Source organism: Sulfitobacter sp. M39 (assembly GCF_021735935.1).
Taxonomy (GTDB): Bacteria; Pseudomonadota; Alphaproteobacteria; order Rhodobacterales; family Rhodobacteraceae; genus Sulfitobacter.
Genome location: NZ_WMDZ01000001.1, coordinates 2,934,115 through 2,954,888, shown reverse-complemented (window position 1 = coordinate 2,954,888; position 20,774 = coordinate 2,934,115). Strand labels below are relative to the sequence as shown.

Genomic DNA, 20,774 nt, shown 5'->3' with positions numbered 1-20,774 from the left:
CATGACAAACACTTTGAAATGTATCTCACCGATTGACGGATCGGTTTACCTTGAACGCCCTGTCCTGTCGCTGGAGGCAGCGCGCGATGTCTGCGCCCGCGCCAAGGCAGCACAAGGCGCATGGGCCGCGCGCCCCTTGTCCGAACGTGTCCAACTGGTGCGCGATGCCATTGCCGAGGTGGGCAAAACGACCGATCGTATGGCGCAGGAACTGGCACATCAGATGGGCCGTCCCGTGCGCTATGGCGGCGAGTTTGGCGGCTTTGCCGAGCGCGGCAACTATATGGCAGATATCGCCGAAAAGGCGCTGGCCCCGACGATTGTCGAAGACAGCGACAAGGCCACCCGCAAGATCACCCGCGAGGCGCGCGGCGTTGTGCTGGTCGTGGCCCCGTGGAACTACCCCTATATGACGGCGATCAACACGGTCGCGCCAGCGCTGATCGCGGGGAATTCCGTGGTGCTGAAACACGCCACCCAAACCCTGCAAGTGGGTGAACGTCTGGCCGAAGCTTTCCACGCCGCAGGCATCCCCGACGATGTCTTCCAGAACGTCTTTCTTGATCACGACACCACCTCGGCGCTGATCGCTGAACGGCAGTTCGGCTTCGTGAACTTCACCGGCTCGGTCGGGGGCGGCAAGGCGATGGAGGTAGCCGCCGCGGGCACCTTCACCCCCGTCGCGACCGAACTGGGGGGCAAAGACCCCGGCTATGTGCGCGCCGACGCGGATGTCGACGCCGCCGTTGACGGGCTGATGGATGGGGCGATGTTCAACGCGGGGCAGTGCTGCTGCGGGATCGAACGGATTTATGTGCACGAAAGCCTGTATGATGCATTTGTCGAAAAGGCTGTGGCTTGGGTCAATGCGCTTAAGCTTGGCAACCCGCTTGAGACGGATACCGATATCGGTCCTATGGCGAACGTCCGTTTCGCCGCCGAGGTGCGCGCCCAGATTTCTGAGGCCGTCGCCGCCGGTGCGACCGCGCTGATCGATACCTTTAAGGCGGATGACGGCGGCGCGTATCTCACGCCGCAGATCCTGACCAACGTCACCCACGACATGCGCGTGATGCGCGACGAAAGCTTTGGCCCCGTCGTCGGCATCATGCCCGTCAAGGACGACGCGGAAGCGATTGCGCTGATGAACGACTGCCAGTTCGGCCTGACCGCCGCGATCTTTACCAAGGATGCCGATGCCGCCGATACCATCGGCGCGCAGCTGGAAACCGGCACCGTGTTCATGAACCGCTGCGATTACCTTGATCCGGCCCTGTGCTGGACCGGCTGCAAGGATACAGGGCAGGGCGCGGGCCTGTCCGAGCTTGGCTATCAGGCGCTCACGCGTCCCAAATCTTACCACCTGAAAAAGGCTTGATCCTTATGGCACTGCAAAACAACTGGTCCTACCCCACCGCCATCCGCTTTGGTGCGGGCCGTATTTCCGAAATCGGAGAGGCCTGCGTGGCCACGGGGATGAAAAACCCCTTGCTGGTGACGGATAAGGGCCTTGCCTCGATGGAGATCACGACCCGCACGCTGGACCTGCTGGACGGCGCAGGCTTTGGCCGCGCGATGTTCTCGGAAGTGGACGCGAACCCGACCGAACTGAACCTCGAGGCGGGGCTCAAGGTCTACCGCGAGGGCGGGCATGATGGTGTGATCGCCTTTGGCGGTGGCTCTGGCCTTGATCTGGGCAAGATGGTCGCCTTCATGGCGGGGCAGTCGCGGCCTGTGTGGGATTACGAAGATGTGGGCGATTGGTGGACCCGCGCCGATGCCGACGCCATCGCGCCGATCATCGCCGTGCCCACAACCGCCGGCACCGGGTCCGAAGTGGGGCGTGCGTCGGTGCTGACCAACTCTGAAACCCATGTGAAAAAGATCATCTTCCACCCCAAAGTGCTGCCCAGCATCGTGATCTGCGACCCAGAGCTGACGGTGGGGATGCCCAAGCATATCACCGCAGGCACCGGCCTTGATGCCTTTGCCCATTGCGTCGAGGCGTTCAGCAGCCCGCATTACCACCCCATGTCGCAGGGTATCGCGCTAGAGGGCATGCGGCTGGTCATCGACTATCTGCCGCGTGCCTATGCGGATGGGACAGACATCGAAGCGCGCGCGCAGCTGATGTCGGCGGCGGCGATGGGGGCGACGGCGTTCCAGAAGGGACTGGGCGCGATCCACGCCATGAGCCACCCGATCGGCGCAGTGTTCAACACGCACCACGGGACCACCAACGCGGTCTGCATGCCCGCAGTGCTGGACCTGAACGCGCCTGAAATCCGCGAACGCTTTGACCGCGCGGCAGGGTATCTGGGGATCGACGGCGGCTATGACGGCTTCCGCGCCTTCGTGCAGGAGTTCAACGACAGCTTTGGCATCCCGCGCAAACTGTCGGAAATGGGCGTGAGCGCAGACCGGATCGACGATCTGGTCGCGATGGCGCTTGAAGACCCGTCTTGCGGTGGCAACCCTGTGACATTGACCACGGAAAACCTGCGCAAGCTGTTCGTGGCGACAATCTAAACCTCCGTAGAAGGCCCAAAAGAAAACCACCCCCGACGGTCTGCGTCGGAGGTGGTCTGCCGCACCGGGGGGACGGGCGGTGGGGCCCGCCGCGTTGGGGAACGCGGTCGGGCAAATCCAGCAGGGAACGAGGTAAGCCCGCTGGAAGACGCTTACGCTTTTTGGTCGGCCAATGTGCCGATGGTGACCGTCCGCGTGACCTCTTTGCCCTTGTGCAGGACCATGACCTCGGCTTTCGCTTCCGGGTCGGTTTCAGCCACAGCGCGGGTCAGATCGCGCAGTTCCTTGATCTCTGTGTCGTTGAACGACAGGATGATATCGCCTTTCTCAAGACCCGCTTTCTTGGCGGGGCTGTCATCGCCGATGGCTTCGATCACCGCCCCTTTCGGCGCGTCCAGCCCCAGCACCTGCGCGACCTCGGCCGTCATCGGGCGGATTTGAACGCCAAGCCAGCCGCGGGTGATTTCCCCGTCGTCGGACAGGTCGGCCACGATGTCCTGCACCAGATCGGATGGTACGGAAAAACCGATCCCGACAGAGCCGCCATCAGGCGACAGGATCGCCGTGTTCACGCCAATCACTTCGCCCGCGTTATTGAACAGCGGCCCGCCAGAGTTGCCACGGTTAATCGCCGCATCGGTCTGGATAAAGTCATCATAGGGGCCCGCGTTGATATTGCGCGACTTGGCCGAGATGATGCCGGTGGTGACCGTGCCACCCAGACCGAAGGGGTTGCCCATAGCGACCACCTCGTCGCCGACGCGCATATCATCGGAAGACCCGAATTTCACCGCCGGAAGGTCCACATCCGCTTCAACCTTGAGCACGGCAATATCTGTCAGCACATCGCTGCCGACCACCTTGGCGTCAAAGCTGCGGCCATCGGCCAGCTTGACCTTGACCGTGTCGGCACCCGCAACCACGTGGTTGTTCGTCACGATCGATCCGTCCTTGGACACGATAAAGCCCGATCCAAGCCCGTGCATCGGCTGTGCGCCAGCCGGTCCTTGTGGCATCAGTTGTTCAAAACGTTTGCGCAGTTCCTCTGGCATGCCTTCGGGCAGTTGCACCTGCGCGCTGGCTTGCTTTGCCGTGCCGGTCACCTCGATGAAAACAACAGCGGGTGAGATTTGTTCGACCAGATCGGCATAGCCGCCTGCCGGCACCGCCAGAGCCGCCGTTGGGGCAAGCGTCATGGCCGAGGTAGAGGCAAGGGCCGCTGCGAGCACAAAGGGTGCGGCGCGGCGGGGAGAGGAGAAAAGAGATGTCATGCGTGGTTCCTTCGTCTTCAGGGATGACACCCAAATGGCAGCCCATTCTAACAGCGGGTTTTTGCGGGCTATACAAATGTGTAAACTTGGCTCTCGCAGGTGGCAGCGCGCCCTATATCAGGTATCCAAGGATGAAAGCCGCAATGGACCATTCTATATGAAACTGCTTGTCGTCGAAGATGATGCCACCACCGGAACCTATATCGCGCGGGGCTTGCGCGAAGAAGGGCATACCGTTGATCTTGTCGCCGAAGGGCGCGAGGGGCTGATACAGGCGACCTCGGGTGCCTACGACGTGCTGATCGTCGACCGGATGCTGCCCGAGATCGACGGGCTGACCCTGGTCAAGACCTTGCGCGGTGCGGGGAACCTGACACCGGTGTTGTTTCTGACTGCCATGGGCAGCGTCGATGACCGTATCAGTGGGCTGAATGCAGGCGGCGACGATTATCTGGTCAAGCCCTTTGCCTTTGGCGAGCTTTCTGCCCGTGTCACCGCTCTTGCGCGCCGTCCGCAGGCGATGGAGCAGGAAACCGTGCTGCGTGCAGGCGATCTTGAAATGCAACTGATCACCCGCAAGGTGACCCGCGCCGGACAGGAGATCGACCTGCTGCCTCGTGAATTCGCACTGCTTGAACATCTGATGCGCCGCAAGGGCAGGGTGCAGACCCGGACCATGTTGCTTGAAGCGGTCTGGGACATCAGCTTTGACCCGATGACCAACGTTGTCGAAACCCACATCAGCCGTTTGCGGGCCAAAGTGGACAAGCCCTTTGACCGCGAGCTGATCCAGACCGTGCGCGGTGCCGGCTACCGGATCGACGGATGACCGCGCGTCTGGCGCAGCTTTGGCGGTCCATGCCGGTGCGGTTGGCGCTGCTGCTGGTCTTGCTCTTCTCGACCGTCAGTCTGATGGGGTTGGCGGCCAGCTATGCGGTGACGCAGAATTCGTTTGAAACCGCGATCCGTGCGGATCTTGAACAGGATATCGCGGGCTTTCGCGCGGCCCCCAACGCCCGCGCCGTGGCCCTGCTGGTGGACGCTGAATCGCGCGACGCCGATCCCAGCCGCGTTGTGCTCAGCTACATCACCCCGTCGGGGCGCATCTATGGCAACGGGGCCATCGCGCGGGATGACGAAGGCTATCATATCGTGTCGCTGGCCGAGGGACGGGCCGAATATGACGGGGTCTACCTGTCGCTGACAACGCCGCTGTATGGCGGGCAGTTGACCGTCGCCCGCAGCCGCGCACAGATCGAAGGGTTGCGCACGGTGTTCCTGAATATCCTGCTGATCAGCCTGCTGCCCACGGTGCTGGTCGCCTTGTCGGGCGGGCTTTATCTGGCGCGGCGCAGCAAGCGGCATGTGGATGTCATCGGTCGCACGCTTGATGACCTGACGACCGGCGATCTTGCCGCGCGGGTGACCGTGTCGCCGGGGTGGGCGGATGATCTGCAACGGATCGGCAGCAAGGTGAACCAGATGGCAGGCGCACAAGAGGCGCAGACCCAGATGCTGCGGCAGGTATCGTCGGACATTGCCCATGACCTCAAGACACCGATCCAGCGCGTCGCGGTGCATCTGGACGATCTGGCGCGCAGCCTGCCCGAAGACACGGACGAAGGCATCTTGCTGGCCAAGGCGCAGGAGGAGGTCGCGGGCATCGCATCGGTCTTTCAATCGCTGCTACAGATCGCTTCGGTCGAGGCAGGGTCGCCCAAGACGCATTTCGCGCCTGTCGACTTGAACCAGCTTTGCGAGACCCTCAGCGAAGTGTACGAGCCCGCCGCCGCGGCCAAGCAGCAGCGGTTGCACAGTGTCGTGCCCGACGCGCAAATCACCGTCTCGGGCGATAAGAACCTGTTGGGGCAGATGGTGTCGAACCTGCTGGAGAACGCCATGCGCCACACGCCCGAGGGCAGCGAGATCACCCTGACGCTTTCGCGTGCGGACGGGCGGCCTGTGATCGAGGTGGCCGACAATGGCCCCGGCATCCCGGAATACGCACGCGACAAAGTGCTGCGCCGCTTGTACCGATTGGATGCCAGCCGCCACACGCCGGGCAACGGTCTGGGGCTCAGCCTTGTAGAGTGCGTGGTAAAGCTGCACGGCGGGCAGATCGCGCTGCTGGACAGCGCGCCGGGGCTCCTTGTGCGCATCACCCTATAGCACGCGCGTCTTCTGCGGCGATTTGAGCATGTGACTTATCAGGGGGGCAGCGCTATCTAGGGTGTAAGGGCCGAAACCCGTTGTTTTTGGCCATTCACTACGAGGTACGACATGCTTGATGGGTTTTCCGCCGAGGTTCTGGCACGGGTCCAATTCGCCTTTACCGTTTCGTTTCACATTATTTTTCCGGCGTTCTCGATCGGGTTGGCCAGCTTTCTGGCGGTGGTGAACGCGCTTTGGCTTTGGACCAAGGACGAAACCTACAGGGTGCTCTTCGACTACTGGAAAAAGATCTTTGCCGTGGCTTTTGGCATGGGCGTCGTGTCGGGCATTGTAATGTCATATCAATTCGGCACCAACTGGTCGGTCTTCTCTGACAAGGCGGGGCCGGTGGTCGGGCCGCTGATGGCCTATGAGGTGCTGTCAGCCTTCTTCCTCGAGGCCGGTTTTCTGGGCATCATGCTGTTTGGTTTGAAACGGGTCGGGCCGGGGCTGCACATGTTTGCCACAGCGATGGTGGCCTTTGGCACGTTGCTTTCCGCCACTTGGATCCTGTCGGTGAACAGCTGGATGCAGACCCCGGCGGGCTATGGCTTTAACGATGTGGGGCAGTTCATTCCGCTGGATTGGTGGAAGATCGTCTTCAACCCGTCCTTCCCCTACCGTTTGCTGCATATGGTGCTGGCGGCCTATCTGACGACGGCGCTGGTTGTGGGCGCTGTGGGTGCGTGGCATCTGCTGAAGGACAATCAGGGGCCTGCGTCGCGGCGCATGTTCTCAATGGCGATGTGGATGCTGCTGCTGGTCACCCCCTTGCAGATCGCGGCAGGGGATTTCCACGGCATCAACACGCTAGAGCATCAGCCCGCCAAGGTCATGGCGATGGAGGGGCATTTCGACAGCCACCCCGACGGCGCGCCGCTGATCCTGTTCGGTATTCCCAATCAGGCAGAAAAACGGGTCGATTACGCCATTGAGGTGCCGAAACTGTCGTCGCTGATCCTCAAGCATGACCTGAACGCGCCGCTGGACGGGCTGGACACGATCCCTGACGAGGACGAGCCGCCGGTTGCCATCGTCTTTTTCTCGTTCCGTGTGATGGTGGGGCTTGGTTTTGCCATGCTGGGTTTTGGCCTTTGGGGCGGGATCGCGCGCTGGCGCGGGACGCTGCACAGCTCGCGCTGGCTGCATCGGGCGGCGATTGTCATGGGGCCGATGGGCTTTGTCGCGGTGCTGGCCGGGTGGATCACGACCGAAGTCGGGCGTCAGCCCTTTACCGTCTACGGGCTGCTGCGCACCAGTGACAGCCTTGCGCCGGTCAGCGCGCCTGCGGTTGGTGCATCGCTGATCTCTTTCATCGTGGTCTATTTCTTCGTCTTCGGGGCGGGGGTGTTCTATATCCTCGGGCTGATGCGCAAACGTCCCCATGTGGGCGCGCAAGGAGAGATCACCGACGGGCCCGTGCGGGCGGCTGGGACGACTCCGGTGGCGCAGGACAAGACCCAAGACATAGCAGCGTCAGAGTAGGAGACAGCAGATGTTTGGATTAGAGCTTTCGTTTATCTGGGCCGGCATCATCGCGCTTGCGGTGCTGATCTATGTCATCCTCGACGGCTTCGACCTTGGGGTCGGGCTGCTGTTCCCGCTGTCCAAGGACGAAGGCGAACGTGACGTGATGATGAACTCTGTCGCGCCGATCTGGGACGGGAATGAAACTTGGCTGGTTCTAGGCGGGGGCGGTCTGTTCGCCGTCTTCCCGCTGGCCTATGCCACGGTGATGCCCGCACTTTACATGCCGATCATCCTGATGCTGCTGGGGTTGGTCTTTCGCGGCGTCGCCTTTGAATACCGCTGGCGGACGGTGCGGGGCAAACAGCTGTGGGATATCTCGTTCTTCGGGGGGTCGCTGGTGGCGTCCATGTGTCAGGGGATCGCGCTTGGCGCGCTGGTGCAAGGGATCGAGATCGAGAACCGCGCCTATGCCGGCGGCTGGTGGGACTGGCTGACGCCCTTCTCTCTCCTGACCGGTTTTGCGGTGACCGTCGGCTATGCGATGCTGGGCGCGACCTGGCTGAACATGAAGCTCGAGGGCCGTATTCAGGCGCATATGCGGCGACTGGCCTGGCCCTTTGCCATTGCGACACTGGTGTTCATGGGGCTCGTCAGCCTTTGGACGCCCTTCCTGAATGACGCCTTCTTTGGCCGTTGGTTCGCCTTTCCGACCGCGATTTTCAGCTTTCTGGTGCCTGCATTGGTGGCCGCGGCCGTCTATGGGCTGTTCCACGGGCTGCAACGCCACTGGGATGTGACGCCGTTCCTCTGCGCGCTGGCGCTGTTCGTGCTGGGCTTTATCGGGATCGGGATCAGCTTCTACCCCTATATCGTGCCCTCGTCGCTCACCATCGTCGAGGCCGCGGCACCTGACAGCAGCCTCAAGTTCGCCTTGGTCGGCACCTTGGTGCTGCTGCCGATGATCCTGTCCTACACGATCTATACCTACTGGGTGTTCCGAGGGAAGATCGACCCCGAAGAGGGTTACCACTGATGCGACGCAACTGGATGACACGCACGGGATGGTTTGTCCTGATCTGGGTGCTGAGCGTCGCAGCGCTTGGGCTGGTGGCTTATGGGATCCGGCTGATGATCATGCCCTAAGGGGGCATGGCGGGGTCGGGCATCTGCCGTTGGGTAATTTCACAAGGGCCGGGGCAAGGGGGTTGCAAAGCCGCCAATGCTCTGGCCCTTTTGCGTGAAATAGCAAGAGGATCCCCCGATGCGCGCCATGCAAGTCACCGCCTATGACCAGCCCCTGTCCGAGCAAGAGCTGGAAATGCCCGTCCCCGCCGCTGGCGAAGTGTTGATCAAGGTCGATGCCTGCGGGTTGAACTTTGGTGACCTGCTGATGATCAAGGGGACCTATCAGCAAAAGCCGGATCTGCCCTTCACGCTGGGGATGGAGCTTTCGGGCAGCGTCGCCGCCGTGGGGGAGGGCGTGACCGATCTGGCCGTCGGTCAACGTATTGCAGCTTATAGCGGCCTGCTGGGGCTGGCCGAATATGCCGCCATTCCCGCCAATGTCTGCGTGCCGATCCCCGACGATATGCCGGCCGAGGATGCCGCGGCGTTTCTTGTGGCTTATGGCACTAGCCATGTGGCGCTGGACTACAAGGCGCGGCTGCAACCGGGGGAACGTCTGCTGGTCCTTGGGGCCTCGGGCGGGGTCGGGTTGACAGCCGTGGAGCTGGGCAAGCTCATGGGGGCAGAGGTCATCGCCTGCGCCCGTGGCGCGGCCAAGCTCGAGATCTGCCGCGCTGCCGGGGCCGACCATCTGATCGATTCCGAAACCGATGACATCCGCGAAGTGGTGAAATCCTTGGGCGGGGCGGATGTGGTCTATGACCCGATCGGCGGCGACCAGTTCAAGGCGGCACTGCGCGCCTGCAACCCCGAGGCCCGCATCCTGCCGCTTGGGTTTGCCTCGGGCGAGGTGCCGCAAATCCCTGCCAATATCCTGCTGGTCAAGAACATAGACGTGCTGGGTTTTTTCTGGGGCGGGTACAAGAATTTCAAACCGCAGGTGCTGACAGACAGCTTCAAGGTGCTGATCGACTGGTATAGCGCGGGCAAGCTGAAACCCCATGTGAGCCACGTCCTACCGTTGGATCAGGCGAATGACGCACTGGAACTGCTGCGCACGCGCAAGGCGACGGGCAAGGTCATCGTACGGGTCAGTTAATGTCTGCGTTTTATTGGAGATTTGGCGACTGTTGAGATCCTGAGCGGCCATATCGCCATAGCCGGACCCGCGCGTTTGACCTTGGCGTTGCCAATTGATGTGCGCTAGGTTGTCGCAAAGCCATCAACGGAGAGCCCCCCATGAAAATGTCAGAGACCCGCCAGATCGCCGCCAGCCCGGCAGAGGTATATGCCGCGCTGCTGGACCCTGACATGCTGATCAAATGCGTCCCCGGCGCAACCGAGGTGACCGGTTCGCCGGAAGACGGGTTCGAGGCGACGGTGGTGCAGAAGGTCGGCCCCGTCAAAGCCACGTTCAAGGGACAGGTCACCATGACCGATATGGTGCCCGACCAGTCAATCAAGATCAGCGGCGAAGGGAAAGGCGGTGCTGCGGGTTTTGCCAAGGGCGAGGCGGACGTGACGCTAGCTGCTGTCGATGGCGGGACCGAGCTTTCCTATGATGTCGAGGCCAAGGTCGGCGGCAAGCTGGCACAGCTTGGCAGCCGGATCATTGACGGGTTTGCCAAAAAGATGGCGGACCAGTTCTTTAATAACCTCCAAGAAACGCTTGAGGGGCCAGCCGAGGATGCTCAGGCGGAAGCGGCAGAGGCAACGGATGCACCGGCCGAGAAAAAGGGCTGGTTCGGCCGCAGCAAAAGCTGACGGGTAGGGCCTGTTCACTTTTGGATAATCAGTCTAGTTTCCGGCCAACAACACCGGAGACGCCCATGCCTGACATCGTAAAGATCACCGACCTGCGCAAGGCCTATGCAGATGGGTTCGAGGCGCTGAAAGGCGTCTCGCTGAACATCCGAGAGGGCGAAATCCTTGCCCTGCTTGGCCCCAATGGCGCAGGGAAAACAACACTTATTTCAACTATTTGCGGGATCACGACCGGCACAGGCGGCAGCGTCACTGTGGGCGGTTTCGACACGGTAAACGACTACCGTGGTGCGCGGTCGATGATCGGGCTGGTACCGCAAGAGATCAACCTTGAACCCTTTGAAAAAGTCATCAGCACTGTGCGTTTCTCGCGCGGGTTGTTTGGGAAACCCAAGGATGATGCGGCAGTTGAAAAGATCCTGCGCCAGCTATCGCTGTGGGACAAGAAAGACAGCCAGATCCGCGCCTTGTCGGGCGGGATGAAACGTCGTGTCTTGATCGCCAAGGCATTGGCGCATGAGCCCCGCGTCCTGTTCTTGGACGAACCCACCGCCGGCGTCGACGTAGAGCTGCGCCGCGATATGTGGAACATCGTCGCGGACCTGAAGGCCAGCGGCGTGACCATCATCCTCACCACCCACTATATCGAGGAAGCCGAGGCGATCGCCGATCGGATCGGTGTGATCGCCCACGGCGAGCTGCTGCTGGTCGAGGATAAAGACACGTTGATGTCACGCATGGGGAAAAAGCAATTGGTGGTGCAACTGACCCAGCCGATTGACGCGATCCCCGATAGTCTTGCCTCTGACGCGCTGACCCTGTCCGACGACGGGCACGCGCTGATCTATACCTATGACACGCGGGCCGACCGGACAGGCATCACCAAGCTGTTGTCCGATGTCGCGGCTGCGGGGCTTGTGCTGTCTGATCTTGAGACGTCGCAAAGCAGTCTTGAGGATATTTTTGTCGATCTGGTCAAGGAGGACGCGGCATGAACTGGATCGCTGTCAAATCTATCTACACTTTTGAAATGGCGCGCTTCTTTCGCACCATCACGCAAAGTCTGATCTCTCCGGTGTTGTCCACGTCGCTGTATTTCGTGGTGTTCGGCGCGGCCATCGGCAGCCGCATCCAAGAGGTCGAAGGTATCAGTTATGGCGCGTTCATTGTACCGGGGCTGATCATGCTTAGCGTGATCACGCAATCGATCTCGAACGCGTCCTTTGGCATCTATTTCCCCAAGTTCATCGGCACCGTGTTCGAACTCTTATCCGCGCCGGTTAACTTTATCGAAATTGTCTGCGGCTATGTCGGGGCTGCGGCGACCAAGGCACTGTTTATCGGGGTGATCATCCTGCTCACGGCGTTCTTCTTTGTGGACATCACCATTCAGCATCCGATCTGGATGGTGGCCTTTCTGGTGCTGACCTGCATCAGCTTTTCGCTGATGGGCTTCATCATCGGGATTTGGGCGGGCAACTTTGAACAGTTGCAGCTTGTTCCGCTGTTGATTGTGACACCCTTGGTCTTCCTTGGGGGATCGTTCTATTCGATCTCTATGCTGCCGCCGGTGTGGCAGGTGATCTCTCACTTTAACCCGGTGGTGTATCTGATCTCGGGCTTCCGCTGGGCCTTCTTCGGATCGGCGGATGTGCCGATTGTGACAAGCCTTTTGGCCATCGCGGGCTTTACGGCGCTGTGTCTTGCGGTGATCGGTTGGATTTTCCGTACCGGCTGGCGGATTAGGCAGTAAGTATCGGGTGCCCTCCTTGTTTGCAGGTATGGCGCACTCTACATGGGAAGGTATGAGAAAATACCTTCCCTTTTTGGCCTCCCGTCCGACGGTTTCCGTGGTTCGACTGTCCGGCGTGATCGGGGGCCGTACGCGTGGCGGCCTGAACGACAGCGGCATTGGCCCCGCCATCGACAAAGCATTCAACCGCGGCAAACCTGCGGCTGTGGTTCTGGAAATCAGCAGCCCCGGCGGTAGCCCGGTGCAATCGTCGTTGATCGGCGCGCGCATCCGGCGTCTGGCCGAGGAAAAGAACATCCGCGTCATCGCCTTTGTCGAAGATGTCGCGGCCTCTGGCGGATATTGGCTGGCCGCGGCTGCGGATGAAATCTATGCCGATCCCAGTTCCGTTCTGGGGTCCATCGGTGTGATTTCGGCGTCTTTTGGTGCGGATGAATTTATCCAACGCCACGGGGTAGAGCGGCGGGTTTATACTGCGGGCCAGTCCAAATCCATGCTCGACCCGTTCCGCCCTGAAAAGCCCGAAGATGTCGCGCGGTTGAAGCAACTGCTGGAGGATATCCACGGGAACTTTATCGATCACGTCACATCACGCCGCGGGAGCAAGCTATCCTCTGATACTGACCTGTTCACCGGAGAGGTCTGGCTGGCGAAACGCGCCACCGAGCTGGGGCTGATCGACGGCATCGGCCACCTGCGCCCGATGATCAAGCAACGCTTTGGCGACAAGGTGAAGTTCAACCGCTACGGCACCAAAAAAGGGCTGCTGTCCCGTTTTGGTGCGCAGATCATCGGCGACGCGGTCGACAGTATTGAAGAGCGCGCGGCCTATGCGCGGTTCGGGCTCTGACGCATGGTCTTTAAGATTGTCTTATTGTTTCTGGTCGCCATGGGCACGCTCGCATGGTTTGGAAAGATGCACTGGTTGGGCGGTAAGCGCCTGAGCCAGAAGAAATGTAATAATTGTGGACGCTATCGCATTGGGAAATCTCCCTGCGGATGCGGGGGTAAACGCGGATGATTATGCCTTGGGTTCTAAGTGTTTTGGGGCTGGTGATTTTGTTGCTGGCCGGGGATGCGTTGGTTAAGGGGGCGGTTAACCTGTCCCTGCGCCTCGGCGTGCCCGCTTTGATCGTCAGCCTGACGATTGTGGCGTTCGGGACGTCTGCGCCGGAATTGCTGGTGTCGATCAAAGCGGTGTTGGACGATTCACCGGGGATCGCATTGGGCAATGTCGTGGGGTCGAACACCGCGAACATCCTGCTGGTGCTCGGGGTGCCTGCCTTACTGGCGACGATGCACACGTCAGAGTGTAGCACGCGCAAGACGTTCAACATGATGATCGCCGCCTCGGTGCTGTTCATCGGGCTGGCGTATCGTGGTGTTTTCGATTTCTGGGCGGGTTTCGTGTTGTTGGGGGCCTTGGCCTATGTGCTGTACGACATGTATCGCGACAGCAAAGAGCATCGCCGCGAATGTAAAGACGCTGCCGCCGCTGATCTGGAAGAGCCCGAAGGGGCCGATCCCGATATGCCGGGCTGGCGCATCGCGGTATTCCTTGTCCTCGGGCTGGTGGGTTTGCCCCTTGGGGCGGGGCTGCTGGTGGATAATGCGTCCATGATCGCGCGCGCCTATGGGGTAAGCGACACTGTCATCGGGCTGACGCTGGTGGCGATCGGGACCTCGATGCCCGAACTTGCCACAACTGTTATGGCGGCGCTGCGTCGTCAGGCAGATGTCGCCTTGGGTAACGTGATCGGGTCCAACCTGTTCAACTTGCTGGGCATTATCGGTATCGCGAGCCTTGTCGGGCCGATCACTGTCGATCCAGAATTCCTGCGGTTCGATCTGTGGGTCATGCTGGGGGCGTCGCTGCTGTTGATCCCCTTTGTGTATCTGGGGCGCGATATCAACCGCATCTGGGGCATCCTGCTGTGCGCCATCTATGCGGGCTATATGGCGGCTGTTCTGATCTAAGAGAGGTGCGGTATGAAACACGCGTTGGTAACCGGAGCCGGAGCCCGCTTGGGGCGTGCGATGGCGCTGTATCTCGGGGATCGCGGGTATGACGTTGCGGTGCATTACAACAGCTCGTCCGACGGTGCCGACGAGGTTGTGTCCGAGTTGAAGGCAAAGGGGCGGCAGGCTGTCGCCCTGCAAGCCGATCTGCTGGACGAGACCGCGACGCATGACCTGCTGTCGCGTGCGGCAGAGGCGCTTGGCGGGCCGATCACCTGCCTTGTAAACAACGCGTCGATCTTTGAATACGACAATATCTCTACCGCAACCGAGGAAAGCTGGAACCGCCATATTGGCAGCAATCTGCGCGCGCCCTTCATTCTGACGCAGGCAATGGCCGCGCAAGAGTTGGAGCCTGACACGGACGAACAGGGCGAACCCGTTGCCGTGGGGCTGATCATCAATATGCTAGACCAACGGGTGCGCAAGCTTACGCCCGAGTTCATGACATATACCATCGGCAAAATGGGGTTGTGGGCGCTGACGCAGACATCTTCCCAAGCGTTGGCACCGGCGATACGGGTCAATGCAATCGGTCCGGGTCCGACGTTGAAGGGGGCCAAGCAGACCGACGAACACTTTGCGCGGCAGCGGTCCAAGGTGATTCTCGAACGCGGTGCGAATCCCAGCGATATTACCGCTGCATTGGGCTATTTCCTTGATGCGCCGTCGGTCACAGGGCAGTTGATCTGCACTGACGGGGGGCAGCACCTAGGCTGGAAAACCCCCGACGCGCAAGGGCTAGAATAGGGTTTCCACGCAAGTTGTGCACTGTGAGCACATCGGTAACAAAACCGTTACAAAAAGGAGCGTGTTATCAGTGGGTTGGAAAGAGTTAATAAAAATACTATTTAAAATCAGTGCCTTGAGTAACTGCCTAAAAAATAGGCAAACACCGGAAACCCCATTAATACATGGGAAAATCCTCGCTGTTTGAAAGTTATCTGCAAGGTTATCCACAAGAGTCGTGGGTATGTTTAATCTTGTCCTGCCGCTAACACTGTTGCAGCCAAAAGGTCCGAACGCTCGAATCAATGTCAGACGCTAACGAAAAACCGAAAACTGGCCATGAGGTGATTCAATCGTACCTGAAAACGATTGATGGCTCTCCTGGTGTGTACCGGATGCTCGATTCGGAAAGCCGTGTCCTGTACGTGGGCAAGGCGCGGAATCTGCGGGCGCGGGTGAGCAACTACGCGCGGCCGTCGGGTCATTCGGGCCGGATCGCGCGAATGATATCAAACACCGCGTCGATGATGTTTCTGACCACGAAGACAGAGACCGAGGCGCTGCTGCTTGAACAGAACCTGATCAAACAGCTCAAGCCGAAATTCAACGTGCTGCTGCGCGATGACAAGAGCTTTCCCAATATTCTGGTAACGGCGACGCATGATTATCCGCAGATCAAAAAGCACCGTGGGGCCAAAAAGGAAAAGGGCAATTACTATGGGCCCTTCGCTAGCGCCGGTGCGGTGAACCGCACGCTGAACCAACTGCAACGGGTGTTCCTGCTGCGCGATTGCTCTGACGCGATGTTCGAAAGCCGCTCGCGCCCCTGTTTGCAGCATCAGATCAAGCGCTGCTCTGCCCCCTGTGTGGGTAAGATCTCACCCGAAGAATATCGCAAGACGGTGCAGGACGCGGAGAAATTCCTCAACGGTAAGTCCACCGATATTCAGGGCAGGCTGGCGACCGAGATGGCCGAGGCGTCAGAGGCGATGGAGTTTGAACGCGCCGCCGCCCTGCGCGACCGGATCAAGGCGCTGACGCAGGTGCAAACGGCACAGGGGATCAACCCGCAAGGCGTTGCCGAAGCGGATATTATCGCGCTGCACATGGATCAGGGTCAGGCTTGCGTGCAGGTCTTCTTTATCCGCGCCAATCAGAACTGGGGGAACCGCGACTACTACCCCCGTGTGGGCCCCGATGTGGATGCCGCCGAGGTGCTGGAGGCCTTTATCGGTCAGTTCTATGACACCCGCGAACCACCGCGCCAGTTGATCCTGTCGAACGACATCGAAAGCCCCGATCTGATGGTTGAGGCGCTGTCAGGCAAGCTGGGGCGCAAAGTTGATATTGTGGTCCCCAAACGTGGCGAAAAAGCAGAGCTGGTCGATGGGGCGCTGCGCAATGCACGCGAATCTCTGGCGCGTAAACTGGCAGAGACAGCGACCCAGACGAACCTTCTTAAAGGTATCGCTGACGCCTTTGATCTGCCTGCGCCGCCGCAACGGATCGAGGTCTACGATAACTCCCACATCCAAGGGACGAACGCGGTTGGCGGTATGATTGTCGCCGGCCCCGAAGGAATGATGAAAAACCAGTACCGTAAGTTCAACATTCGCGGCGATGACCTGACGCCGGGGGATGACTTTGGCATGATGAAAGAGGTGCTGACCCGCCGTTTCAAACGGTTGCTCAAGGAAGATCCGGACCGCAAGCTTGGCATGTGGCCTGACCTGCTGTTGATCGACGGTGGTGCAGGGCAGGTGAGTGCTGTGGCGTCCATCATGCGCGAATACGGGGTTGAGGGTATTCCGATGGTCGGCGTGGCCAAAGGTGTGGATCGTGATGCGGGCAAAGAGGAATTTTACCGCGTCGGCAAGCGCCCGATGGCCTTGCGGCATAATGATCCGGTTTTGTATTTCATCCAGCGTTTGCGCGACGAAGCCCACCGTTTCGCCATCGGCACCCACCGCGCCAAACGTGCCAAGGCCGTGGGGGCGACGCCCCTTGATGACGTGCCCGGCGTCGGTGCCGCCCGCAAACGCGCGCTGCTGGCCCATTTCGGGTCAGCCAAGGCCGTTGGTCGCGCGAACTTGAGCGACTTGAAGGCGGTCGACGGGGTGTCGGTTGCTTTGGCCGAACGGATTTATGCATTTTTCCATGAACGCGGATAGCCCAAAATTTCAGCCTTTGGGCACGTGGTCGGGGCAGGACGCTCCGCGGGGAGTTTATTTTGCAAAATGAAGGCGATGTCTTGGCACTTTCCCCTGTCGTCTTGCCACTGTAGGGTGACGCTATGAAGTGGAATATCCCCAATATCCTGACGCTCCTGCGTCTTGTCGCGGCCCCGGGTGTGGCTGTGATGTTCTTGTATTTTACGCGTCCCTATGCGGACGCTTTGGCGATGTTCCTGTTCATCGCCGCAGCGGTCACCGATTGGTTTGACGGCTATCTTGCGCGCGCGTGGGGGCAGGAAACCAAGCTGGGGACCATGCTGGACCCGATTGCCGACAAGGCGATGGTGGTGATTGCGCTGATGGTGATCGTCGCGTTTTCAAGCTGGTCGCCGTGGCTGGTGCTTCCTGCCACCGTGATCCTGTTTCGCGAAGTCTTTGTTTCAGGCCTGCGGGAGTTTCTGGGAGATGTGTCCGGCACCTTGAAGGTCACGGCGCTGGCCAAGTGGAAGACAACCGCGCAGATGGTCGCGATTGCCGTGCTGTTCGGGCAGGGGCTGTTTGAACATTACTTTGGCATGTCGATTTTCGGCATGGATAACGCCTTGGTCGGTGCCATTCTGTCTGGTGAGGAAGAGGACGTTCTGGGGCTTACCTGGAAGTTCCACGGGATGATCTGGGCCGGCCGGATCGGGTTGGTGCTGCTTTGGATTGCGGCGGCGCTGACGGCGATCACCGGCTATGATTATCTGCGCAAATCCATGCCCCATCTGGTGGAGCCACGCTGATGAATATCCTGTATTTTGCATGGGTTCGCGAACGTATCGGGCTGCCTCGTGAGAAGGTCGATACGTCCGCCCGCACTGTCCTGGACCTTGTAGAGGAATTGCGCGGGCGCGAAGAGCGCTATGCTGTCGCCTTTTCCGATCTGTCCGGCCTGCGTGTCGCCGTGGATCAGGAACTTGCCGATTTCGATGCCTCGTTGGAAGGGGTGCGCGAAGTGGCGTTTTTCCCGCCGATGACAGGGGGTTGAGATGAAGATCTCGGTTCAGGAAGCGGGTTTTGATCTGGGGCAGGAAAGCCAGGATTTTGCTGCCGGTCATCGGGATATGGGCGCCATCGTGACCTTCACCGGCATCGTGCGCGATCTGCCCGATGATCCGTTGCAGGCGATGGAGATTGAACACTACCCCGGCATGACCGAATCTGCCCTGACCGAGATGGCCGAAACCGCGATGGCGCGGTTTTCACTGGGGGATGCTCTGGTCATTCACCGCTTCGGCCGACTGCTGCCGGGCGAGATGATCATGATGGTCGCCACCGCCGCGCGCCACCGCAAGGATGCGTTTGAAGCGGCTGAATTCCTTATGGATTACCTGAAGTCGCGCGCGCCCTTCTGGAAGCGCGAGATCACTGCCAAAGGGGCGGATTGGGTTGCATCAAAGGCAGAAGACGAAGACGCGCTGGCCCGGTGGTAAGCGGCACGTCGGCCCTTTAGCTGGCCTGTTGACGATCGATGTAGGCGCGCATTTCTTCCGCTTCATGGCGTGCATCGCGCAACCCGTCCATCGCTGCGCGCAGCTCTGCCTCGGTCTGGTTGAGCTGGTTCGTCAGCTCTGCCTCGCGCTGTTGCAGATAGGTGATCGCCTGATCGCGGGTTTCTTCCGCTTCGTGCAATTCCTGGCTCATCCGGTCAAGTTGGGCGACATCGTCGGCTGCCACGCGGGTAAATCGGTGCAGCAGCCAGTTGGCAAACCATCCAAGGCAGAAGGCGACGAATAGGATAATCGCTGTCGCGATGACAAATTCGGTTCTGCTCATGTTAGTTGCCTTCTTGGGTCTGGTCGGATGGTGTGTCTGTATCGCCTGTATCCGCGCCATTTTCCAGCGCTGTTTCGTCAGAATCTTCCGCTGTCTCTTCTTCGATCAGCTTAAATTCGATCCGGCGGTTCGCCTCGCGGCCTTCTTCGGTGTCGTTGGAGGCAACGGGCGATTCTTCGCCATAGCCCTTGGCGACGAAAGAGCCGGTGATCACGCGGCGGGCGCGCAATTCGTTCAGCACCGATTGGGCCCGCGACTGGCTGAGCGCGAGGTTCATTTCCTCGCGGCCCTGACTGTCGGTATAGCCCTGTACCTCAAGTGCTATGTCGCGGCAGTCTTGCAGGATTTCGGCGATTTGGTCCATCGTGCCAAGCGCGGAGGCGTCAATGGTGGCGCTGCCGGGTTCAAAGTTGATCTTGCCCTTGGCCACAACTTTGCCGATCTCGGCTTCGCATTCCTGCGGGGTGGGCAGGCCCAGAACGGGGTCGAGCTTTTCTTGATAGGCGACTTTGACCTCATAGTCTTTGCCTTCGCCCAGTTTGCCTGCCAGCAAGGTTGCGATCTGCGTGCTGGCGTCGGGGTTCCCAGTGTTACCCGCGACGCTGACACTATCGGGGGTCACGATGACGGTGCCATTGGCCAGCTTGGACAGCGCGTCGAGCGCCGATAGCACGCGGGTTGGCCAATCGGCGGGCAGGTCATCGACAATGCGTGCAGCGGTATAGACCTTGTCCGAGCCAAAGCTCGCCTTGGCGTAGCTGTCGGCCAATTCGCGCAGCGCGTCGTCGGTTAGACGGCCGCGCAGCTGCACCTGGCCTTCGGGCGAGAGCGTGGCGACAAATTCGGGCGGGCCGGCATCGGGGTCTACCGTCTTGGGTAGCCTCGCATTCAGCGCGAAAACATCCGGCAGGGCGTTTTCCAATTCACCGACAACGCGGTCGAATACCTCTTGCTCTGTGCCTTCGGCGGCGATCAGGCTGATATCGGCATCGGCAAAGCTGACGGAGCCGCCACCGATCTTGGACAGCGCGCCGATGGCTTTCTCCACGGCTTCCGACCACCGCGGGCTTGGCACGCCAAGACCCACCGTGCAGCGTGCCGACCCCGGTGCGCCAGCCGCAACGGCCGCCTTGAGGATTCGGGCGCTGGCCTGTTCGGTATCCGCGCTGCAGGCGTCAAAGCCGGTGCTGTCTTCCTCGATCTGGAAGCGCAGGGTAAAGGGCGTGATCACCGGGCGCGGCGCGGCGATCTCTAGTGTCACCACCAGCCCGGGAGGGGCTGCACGTTTCAACTGGTTTTCCAGCCGTGCCTTGGCTTCTGCGCTGTCGGAAATGGCGGTGATCGCCACACGCCCCGCTTCGGCAGAAACTTTGGCACGGGGCAGTCTCTCCATCGCGGAAATGGCGAAACCAAAGGCGTCTTCCCATCCGTCGGGGGCAGGGTAATTCGCTGATTCCAATAGATCGGCGACATGATCTTGACCGGCGATGGACTGGAAACGGTCGATGGCCGCATCGCGGTCGGTGGTCGTGGGAATCAGCCCGATGATCGAAACGCCGGAATCATTGCGCAAGATCTCGACCGAGAACTTCGGCGCGGCGATTGCGGCCTGCGCGGTCACATCCATCTGGTCAATCACGCGGGCGGCATCGACGATGGTGCCTGCGGTGCTCAGCGCATTGAACCGTGCGACCTCGTCTGGCGCAGTGCCCGACAGGGTGACCTGCAGCCCGTCTGCCTGCACTTCGGCCCATGTCATCTCTTTTGCATCAAGCGCATCACGCACGCCGATCTCGGAGTTTTCCTCGATCAGGGTTACCGAAAAATTCGCAGCCACCAATGAGACGGTCGCAGCGGCGGTAAAGGTCATCGCGATGATCAGGAGTGCGGATAGGCGCATAAGCTCGTTTC

21 protein-coding genes are annotated in these 20,774 nt (G+C 60.3%); 18 read left to right on the top strand and 3 right to left on the bottom strand.

The features are described from left to right. Nucleotide 1 precedes the first annotated feature (1 nt). Together GLP43_RS14315 and GLP43_RS14310 are read left to right on the top strand one after the other, a co-directional pair. Complete coding sequence (locus GLP43_RS14315) at nt 2–1,378, top strand: aldehyde dehydrogenase family protein (RefSeq protein WP_237279824.1); 1,377 nt, start codon at nt 2–4, stop codon at nt 1,376–1,378. Nucleotides 1,379–1,383: 5 nt separating this feature from the next. Then, the gene (locus GLP43_RS14310) at nt 1,384–2,529 is read left to right on the top strand and encodes an iron-containing alcohol dehydrogenase (protein WP_237279823.1); all 1,146 of its coding nucleotides are present in this window, start codon (nt 1,384–1,386) and stop codon (nt 2,527–2,529) included. 152 nt (nt 2,530–2,681) lie between these two features. On the opposite strand, the gene GLP43_RS14305 is transcribed toward GLP43_RS14310, so the two are convergent. Further along, nucleotides 2,682–3,800, bottom strand: a complete 1,119-nt coding sequence (locus GLP43_RS14305; RefSeq protein WP_237279822.1) for a Do family serine endopeptidase — start codon at nt 3,798–3,800, stop codon at nt 2,682–2,684. Between the two features lie 157 nt (nt 3,801–3,957). Here GLP43_RS14305 and GLP43_RS14300 point away from each other — a divergent pair, with 157 nt between their 5' ends. The 16 genes from GLP43_RS14300 (at nt 3,958) to GLP43_RS14225 (ending at nt 18,520) form a co-directional block, all read left to right on the top strand. Beyond that, a complete protein-coding gene (locus tag GLP43_RS14300) occupies nt 3,958–4,629 on the top strand; it encodes a winged helix-turn-helix domain-containing protein (RefSeq protein ID WP_237279821.1) in 672 nt (223 codons plus the stop codon). After that, nucleotides 4,626–5,969: a sensor histidine kinase gene (locus GLP43_RS14295; RefSeq protein WP_237279820.1), complete on the top strand. Its 1,344-nt coding sequence runs from the start codon at nt 4,626–4,628 to the stop codon at nt 5,967–5,969. The genes GLP43_RS14300 and GLP43_RS14295 overlap by 4 nt, the downstream gene beginning before the upstream one ends. A gap of 111 nt (nt 5,970–6,080) precedes the next feature. Next, complete coding sequence (locus tag GLP43_RS14290; protein WP_005849714.1) at nt 6,081–7,496, top strand: cytochrome ubiquinol oxidase subunit I; 1,416 nt, start codon at nt 6,081–6,083, stop codon at nt 7,494–7,496. Between the two features lie 10 nt (nt 7,497–7,506). Then, nucleotides 7,507–8,514, top strand: coding sequence for a cytochrome d ubiquinol oxidase subunit II (gene cydB / locus GLP43_RS14285; protein WP_237279819.1), 1,008 nt, complete (start codon nt 7,507–7,509; stop codon nt 8,512–8,514). Then, nucleotides 8,514–8,624: a DUF2474 family protein gene (locus tag GLP43_RS14280; protein WP_005849709.1), complete on the top strand. Its 111-nt coding sequence runs from the start codon at nt 8,514–8,516 to the stop codon at nt 8,622–8,624. Before cydB ends, GLP43_RS14280 begins: the two co-directional genes overlap by 1 nt. A gap of 118 nt (nt 8,625–8,742) precedes the next feature. Continuing rightward, the gene (locus tag GLP43_RS14275; RefSeq protein WP_237279818.1) at nt 8,743–9,705 is read left to right on the top strand and encodes an NADPH:quinone oxidoreductase family protein; all 963 of its coding nucleotides are present in this window, start codon (nt 8,743–8,745) and stop codon (nt 9,703–9,705) included. A gap of 140 nt (nt 9,706–9,845) precedes the next feature. Further along, entirely contained in the window at nt 9,846–10,370 is a 525-nt protein-coding gene (locus tag GLP43_RS14270; RefSeq protein ID WP_237279817.1) for a CoxG family protein, read from the top strand. 65 nt (nt 10,371–10,435) lie between these two features. Continuing rightward, nucleotides 10,436–11,365, top strand: coding sequence for an ABC transporter ATP-binding protein (locus GLP43_RS14265; protein WP_237279816.1), 930 nt, complete (start codon nt 10,436–10,438; stop codon nt 11,363–11,365). After that, a complete protein-coding gene (locus tag GLP43_RS14260) occupies nt 11,362–12,123 on the top strand; it encodes an ABC transporter permease (RefSeq protein ID WP_005849702.1) in 762 nt (253 codons plus the stop codon). The genes GLP43_RS14265 and GLP43_RS14260 overlap by 4 nt, the downstream gene beginning before the upstream one ends. Nucleotides 12,124–12,175: 52 nt before the next feature. Next, entirely contained in the window at nt 12,176–12,973 is a 798-nt protein-coding gene (locus GLP43_RS14255; RefSeq protein WP_237279815.1) for a S49 family peptidase, read from the top strand. 173 nt (nt 12,974–13,146) lie between these two features. Next, nucleotides 13,147–14,100 (top strand): calcium/sodium antiporter, encoded by a 954-nt coding sequence (locus GLP43_RS14250; protein ID WP_237279979.1) that lies wholly within the window; start codon nt 13,147–13,149, stop codon nt 14,098–14,100. Nucleotides 14,101–14,112: 12 nt separating this feature from the next. Beyond that, nucleotides 14,113–14,892, top strand: coding sequence for an SDR family oxidoreductase (locus tag GLP43_RS14245; RefSeq protein ID WP_237279814.1), 780 nt, complete (start codon nt 14,113–14,115; stop codon nt 14,890–14,892). Nucleotides 14,893–15,176: 284 nt separating this feature from the next. Beyond that, nucleotides 15,177–17,042, top strand: coding sequence for an excinuclease ABC subunit UvrC (uvrC, locus tag GLP43_RS14240; RefSeq protein ID WP_237279813.1), 1,866 nt, complete (start codon nt 15,177–15,179; stop codon nt 17,040–17,042). A gap of 122 nt (nt 17,043–17,164) precedes the next feature. Then, the gene (pgsA, locus tag GLP43_RS14235; protein ID WP_005849692.1) at nt 17,165–17,830 is read left to right on the top strand and encodes a CDP-diacylglycerol--glycerol-3-phosphate 3-phosphatidyltransferase; all 666 of its coding nucleotides are present in this window, start codon (nt 17,165–17,167) and stop codon (nt 17,828–17,830) included. Then, the gene (moaD, locus tag GLP43_RS14230; protein ID WP_237279812.1) at nt 17,830–18,075 is read left to right on the top strand and encodes a molybdopterin converting factor subunit 1; all 246 of its coding nucleotides are present in this window, start codon (nt 17,830–17,832) and stop codon (nt 18,073–18,075) included. The genes pgsA and moaD overlap by 1 nt, the downstream gene beginning before the upstream one ends. Nucleotide 18,076: 1 nt before the next feature. Next, nucleotides 18,077–18,520, top strand: a complete 444-nt coding sequence (locus tag GLP43_RS14225) for a molybdenum cofactor biosynthesis protein MoaE (protein WP_009825254.1) — start codon at nt 18,077–18,079, stop codon at nt 18,518–18,520. Nucleotides 18,521–18,536: 16 nt separating this feature from the next. On the opposite strand, the gene GLP43_RS14220 is transcribed toward GLP43_RS14225, so the two are convergent. Next, nucleotides 18,537–18,863 (bottom strand): hypothetical protein, encoded by a 327-nt coding sequence (locus tag GLP43_RS14220; RefSeq protein WP_005849689.1) that lies wholly within the window; start codon nt 18,861–18,863, stop codon nt 18,537–18,539. Between the two features lies 1 nt (nt 18,864). Continuing rightward, nucleotides 18,865–20,763, bottom strand: a complete 1,899-nt coding sequence (locus tag GLP43_RS14215; protein WP_237279811.1) for an OmpA family protein — start codon at nt 20,761–20,763, stop codon at nt 18,865–18,867. Nucleotides 20,764–20,774: the final 11 nt, after the last annotated feature.